The 6,405-nt window shown below is 43.0% G+C and carries 5 protein-coding genes; 4 read left to right on the plus strand and 1 reads right to left on the minus strand.

Annotated elements, in window-relative coordinates:
- Positions 1-208: hypothetical protein (locus QM629_RS02430; RefSeq protein ID WP_415156826.1), on the minus strand; the 208-nt coding region annotated here is incomplete at its 3' end.
- Between the two features lie 638 nt (positions 209-846).
- Here QM629_RS02430 and QM629_RS02435 point away from each other — a divergent pair.
- From QM629_RS02435 to QM629_RS02450, 4 genes are all read left to right on the plus strand, one after another.
- The gene (locus QM629_RS02435) at positions 847-1,293 is read left to right on the plus strand and encodes a carboxymuconolactone decarboxylase family protein (protein WP_415156828.1); all 447 of its coding nucleotides are present in this window, start codon (positions 847-849) and stop codon (positions 1,291-1,293) included.
- Between the two features lie 539 nt (positions 1,294-1,832).
- Complete coding sequence (pnuC, locus tag QM629_RS02440; RefSeq protein WP_415156830.1) at positions 1,833-2,486, plus strand: nicotinamide riboside transporter PnuC; 654 nt, start codon at positions 1,833-1,835, stop codon at positions 2,484-2,486.
- A 129-nt stretch (positions 2,487-2,615) separates the two neighbouring features.
- A complete protein-coding gene (locus QM629_RS02445) occupies positions 2,616-3,356 on the plus strand; it encodes a head GIN domain-containing protein (protein ID WP_415156832.1) in 741 nt (246 codons plus the stop codon).
- A 284-nt stretch (positions 3,357-3,640) separates the two neighbouring features.
- Positions 3,641-6,040, plus strand: coding sequence for an ABC transporter permease (locus QM629_RS02450; RefSeq protein WP_415156834.1), 2,400 nt, complete (start codon positions 3,641-3,643; stop codon positions 6,038-6,040).
- Positions 6,041-6,405: the final 365 nt, after the last annotated feature.

The raw sequence follows: 6,405 nt of genomic DNA on the forward strand, positions 1-6,405 counted from the left end.
GGCCTGTTCCGTCTTTTGTAATAGGTACTTTAATTCTCTTTGTTCCTTTACTGATAGGGAAATTTTGTAACTCATGGTTTTTCAACAAAGTTACAAAATCGGAATTATTTAGACAATTTAGTATATGGTATATCCGGTAGCCATACACGGAAACAACAATAAAATAGATAAGGAATACAATGTAGTCGGGCGTTTTTAAATGATTCATCTGGCTGCGATCGTTAAAATAAAAAAGTAAAGTAAATAATTTTTAAACAAGTGCTGCCAAAAGGCACAACAGGTATGAAAGATCAAGGCCTGCGATGCGGCAGAGCGCCAATATCTTTACGCCTTCGTGGCATACCTGCTTATTATGCTTTTTCAAACAGCTTCTGGCTTAAAACAGGCTCAGCCGCAGTTAGCTTTTCCTTATGTTAACGCCTTCAAAATACAGGGAGTGCCCTGCCCCGAATCATCGCATTTATTTGCCCTTTCGCCTACATTTTCATTAAATTAACCGACCCGCTATTCCTCTTTTTTCATGCAATAAATAGTTTGCAGCTACAAAAACCAACAGGTATGAATTTCTTAATTTTTGTAAAAATAGCATGGTGCTGCATTGCCTTTGGATGGTTGTTAACTTCATTGGCAGCAAGAAAAAAATATTGACAGTTGCTGATGGATTACATGGGTGCATTTCAAATTTTCGCAGGCGGGTGGACACCCGCCTGTAGAGCCCGCTACCGGTCGGTGTCTCACCGACCGGAAATTTATGAATGGAGCGAAAATTTGAAATGCGCCCGATTACATAAACGGCGCTGCGATGCCCGGGCTTTTAATAGCTTCGTTGCCGTAAAAAATTATATCATGGAACAAAGAGTCAATATTGCGAAAACATTTCCCGAAGCATACAAAGGCATGTACGCCTTATCAGCCGCATTAAGCAGCATATCCATCACGCCCATACAAAAAGAGCTTATCAAAATAAGGGCATCACAAATAAACCGGTGCGCATTTTGTTTAAACATGCATACACAAGGTGCATTAAAATATGGCGAAACACAGCAACGCATTTTCCTGCTGAACGCATGGCGCGAAACAGGTTTGTTCACGCCGGAAGAAAAAGCCCTGCTGGCCTTAACGGAAGAAGTAACGCTCATAAGCAGGCATGGCGTTTCCGATGAAGCATATAAACAGGCGCAGCAATATTTTACTGATGAACAAATAACGCACATCATCATGTCAATCGTTTTAATAAACGCCTGGAACCGCATTGCCGTAAGCACATTATTGCCTGTTGAAGATTCAAAATGACGTTTAGTTAGGTTTTAATTTAAAATAATCAATGTCGTTTAGTTAAGGAATGTTTACAAAGGCCCTCTCCTTTGGAGAGGGATTTAGGGTGAGGTTAACTAAACGACATTGATTGATTATTGAATATTGTGTTGTTGAACATTGAGTATGCTCTTAGTCTCCCCTCCTGTTCATAACTTCCATTTTTTCTTTCTCCATTCTCCTCTATATTCGCCGCCCCAAAAAAGTTTTGTGATGAAACGACCATGTAAAATTTTTACACAAAGGGAAATACCGGCCGGCGAGGCAGGTATATGTAGCGTTCCATGAGGCCATTAAAAAAACAAACTCGTACGAATGAAACCGAGCATGATAATTTTTCTCACACAGCCTGTCCCGAACCAGTTTCGGGAGGGGAATGCCTGCCGGTGAGGCAGGTACATAGCGAGGTTCTCCCGAAGCAAGTTCGGGACAGGCATGAGGCCATTAAAAAAACAAATATGCACGAATGAAACAGGCATAAATTTTCTCTTTCAAACTTTACAGCCCAATTTTGATGCATGGACTTCAACACCATCTGGCAACAGTTTACCGAAGGCATGCGGGCAACCACCGGGCTTGAATACATTGCTGTATTTACCGGCATTGCCAGCGTATATTTTTCAAGGCTGGAAAATATCTGGGTATATCCCACCGGGCTGGTAAACACCATTATTTATATCTGGCTCAGCTTAAAGGGGCATTTATTCGGCGAAGCCAGCGTGAACCTTTATTACACCATCATGAGCATATACGGCTGGATATTATGGGCCGGGAAGGATGCGCAGCAGCAGCATATTGTACAGGTAAAGTTCTCTACCGGCAAACAATGGCTGCAGCAGGTTTTATTCTTCACTGCATTCTATGCCGGCATATTTTTCATTCTTACTTATTTAAAACGGTCTTTCGCGCCGGGCGCCATTCCCTGGGCCGATGCTTTTGCCAGCGCCACCGCTTATACGGGTATGTGGCTCATGGCAAAGAAAAAAGTGGAAAGCTGGTATTGGTGGATAGCTACCAACTTTGCCTCCATTCCTTTATACTTTGTAAAAGGCTATGTGTTTACAAGTGTGTATTATCTTGTATTGCTGGTGCTGGCTTTCTCCGGCCTGGCTGAATGGATGAAAAGGGCCGGCAATAACAGGAAGGCAATGCTTAATTTTCCGGAAATATGAGAAGGCCAGCGCCTGTTTTCAAAATAAAGGAAACCGGCGCCGTTAAATTTTTATTTTCCTGTAACATACATGCAGGCAGTGCGTTTATACGATTGTTTTATTTCAGTGCATCATCTTAAAAAAATAATCATGAACTTATTGAAAGCTTTTATCTCAACATTGCTGTTGTTTGCCGCCGGCACCGTTATTGCGCAAACAAAAAAAGTTGATCATTTCAGTAAAGTTATCGTTAGCCCGTATATACAGGTTTCGCTTGTGCAGGGCGATGAAGAAAGCGTAAAAATTGATGATATACAGGTTGATGCAGGCAAACTGCATATTGAAGTAAACAACAACACCCTGCGCATTTACCTGGAAGGCGCCAAAGACCTTCCAAAAAATGAGAAAGGATATAAGGACGGCTATACAGAAACCTATTCACTATACCCTAAAACTTCCGTAACGGCAACCATAACGTATAAAATGCTGGAAGCGCTTTCTGTGCGCGGGGAGGAAACCGTGCTTTGTTCAGGCCCGGTTGAAAGCAACTTGTTTGTATTGAGAATGTACGGTGAACCGGACGTAACATTTAAAGAACTGAATGCGGAGGAGCTTTCCAGCATCATGTATGGAGAGGGCTCGCTGCATATAAAATCGGGCGCCATTAAAAACCAGAAATACACCTGCTATGGCGATGGCAAAGTAAACAGCCTTGCCGCCAATGGCAGCACCAGCCGTGTGATTGCTTATGGTGAACCGGATTTTAAGCTGCATGTATCAGACCGGATAAAGATCACCGCCTTTGGAAGCGCACAGGTGCATTACAAAGGCAACCCCTATATTGATAAAGGCCTGCATTTCGGCGACCTGGTAGTTGATAAAATGGATTAGCGGAGATAAATGCGGTCAGACGCTTTTTAAGCGTCTGACCGGTAAAGCTGTAATACATTGTGCATTGCGTGCACAACCGCACACAAACTGTTCGGAAACGGACAGTTATTTGCCAAACACTTTCTGAAATGCCCGCTGCATAAGGGTTTCAGCATTGGCATAATGGTTGGGAAAACCAAATGTCTGAACCGGGATTTATTGGATTTATGGATTGACAGGATTATTTTGAAGCTGATAGCTCGCATCTGACAGCTCACAACTTCTCACATCAGAAATTATAACTTATGTTCAGGAATTACTTAAAAACCATCTCCAGGAATTTCAGGAAGAACAAAACATTTTCTTTCATCAATATTACCGGCCTTACAATCGGCTTAACCAGTTGCCTGCTGATTGCTTTATACATACAGCAGCAGCTAAGCTTTGATGCGTTCCAGGTAAACGGCGGCCGCATTGCCCGTGTAATTATGGAATACAGCTTTGAGGGCAGCGATGTCAGCAACGGAGGCAATTATACCAGTGTGCGTGTGCCGATGGTGATGAAGCAAAACTTTCCTGAAGTGAAGGACGCTGTTATAATGACGAACAGTAAAAGAATAGTTCGTTATAACAATAACCTTATTACAGAAAATAATTTTATGTATGCCGGCGCTTCATTTTTCAACATATTCAGCTTTAACTTATTAAAAGGCAATAAAAGCGCGGTGCTGTCTGAGCCCTATAGCGTTGTGCTTACTCAATCGTCTGCGAAAAAATATTTTGGCAATGAAGACCCGGTTGGCAAAACATTGCAGCTTACAGGCGACAGCAATCTTTATAAAATAACCGGCCTGGTGGCAGACTGTCCGGCCAATTCGCAAATACAGTTTGATTTTATTGCTTCTTTTTCTTCATTAGGCATAAGCAGGGAGCGTGAAGCATCTTACTGGGACGCCAACTACACCACTTATTTATTGTTGAATGATAAACATGCCATCAGCAGCCTGCAGGCCAAATTGCCGGCCTTTATGAAGAAAGAAATGGAAGGCCAGCATGCTACCGTGAATTTTTACCTCGAGCCTTTCAATACAATTCACCTGTATTCGCCTTATGATGCTTTTGCGCCCAATGTTAGCATAACCTATATATACATACTGGCAGGCGTTGCACTGCTGATATTGATTATTGCCTGCTTTACTTATATTAACCTGAGCACGGCAAGATCGGTGGAGCGCGCCAAAGAAGTGAGCATACGCAAAGTGGCCGGCGCACAAAAAGCACAAATATTCTGGCAGTTTATCGGTGAATCGGCTGTTGTATGCTGCATTGCTGTTTTTCTGGGTTTAGTATGTGCGGCTTTACTGCTGCCTCCCTTCAGCCGGCTTACCAGCCAGCAGTTGCAACTGTCTTCCCTGTTCTCTTTGCCCGTGCTTGCTGTTGCTGTTTTAATTATCGTGGTTGTGAGTTTTGCTGCGGGCAGTTATCCTGCATTGATACTATCCTCCTTTCAGCCGGCGAAGGTTTTAAAAGGAGCATTTAAAAATGCAGCATCAGGGCAATGGCTCAGGCAATCTTTAATTGTGTTCCAGTTTGTAATTTCTGTTTTTCTTATTGTATCTACCTTTATTATTCAGCAGCAGCTATACTATATCCAGCATAAAAAATTAGGCTACTGCCGGGAGCATGTTATGGTGTTGCCCATTCCTTATATGGCAACCAATGTTGCCCTTATGAAAACGGAATTTAAGCAGAACGCTGATGTAATAAGCGTAGCGCGCACCAGCAATACGCCGGTAAACATCATGGGCGGCTATAATATGCGCACGCCTGCCATGCCGGAAAATTCGCAGATTGCAGTTACGGCAAACCCTGTTGATAATGAATTTATACCGGCTGCCGGGTTGCAGTTGGTTGCAGGCGCAAACCTTACAGAACAGGACATACAGGATGTGGGAAATGAAGATGATGAAAACGCAAAAAATACGTATCATTTTATATTGAATGAATCGGCGGCGAAACAATTAGGATGGGCGCCGCAGGAAGCCATTGGCAAAAAAATGTTTTTGGATGAATCAAGGCCGGGCTATGTAAGAGGCGTTGTGAAAGACTTCAACTTCCAGTCTTTACATAACCCCATAAAGCCTGTTGTGCTTTTTTCAAGCGCTTACGGCGGAACTTTACTGGTGAAGATAAAAGGCGCCCATATTCCGCAAACCATTTCTTTCCTGCAGGCCAAATGGAAAACGCTTATGCCTGACAGGCCGTTTGATTACCGCTTTTTAGATGATGATTATAACAAGCTTTATCAAAATGAATTAAGGCTTGGAAAAATCATGAACATATTTGCCTCCATCGCCATTGCACTTGCCTGTATAGGTTTGTTTGGGCTATCTGCTTATTCGGCACAGCAGCGGGTAAAAGAAATAGGTGTGCGTAAGGTATTAGGCGCCACGGTAAGCAATATCGTATTTGTATTATCGAAAGATTTTATAAAGCTGGCGTTTATAGCGGCATTGATCGCTTTTCCCATAGCGGCATGGGCTATGCATAGCTGGCTGCAGCATTACCAATACCGTATCAATATTGAATGGTGGGTGTTTGTAGTTACAGCGCTGGCCACTTTGCTAATTGCATTAATAACAGTGAGTTTCCAGGCGATAAAGGCAGCTTTATCTAACCCTGTAGAAGCATTACGGAGCGAGTGAAGAGGAGAAATGAAAAATCTTCTGCCGGGCTGTGAGAATGCTCACTGCTCGTGGCTGATAGCTCACCGCCTTATTGCACATTGGCGACTTGGGGTTAATATCAGTAAAACATATTTTTTACAAAAAAAATGTTTGCTGCATTATCACGCTTGATCCAAATCGGGTGTATTTCAAATTTTCGCAGGTGGGAGGTGACACCCAACTGTAGAACCCGCTACGGGTCGGTGTATCACCATAGCCGTCAACTTAGGAGAAACACGATTAATAAAAGACCCCGAATGGGGTTTAATTTAAATAGCCATCGGTGCAACCGGTGGGCAAATGAAACGGTTTTGATATTGAACCCGCTGCGCGGGTTCAACAAA

The organism is Parafilimonas sp. (genome assembly GCF_047606085.1).
GTDB lineage: Bacteria > Bacteroidota > Bacteroidia > Chitinophagales > Chitinophagaceae > Parafilimonas.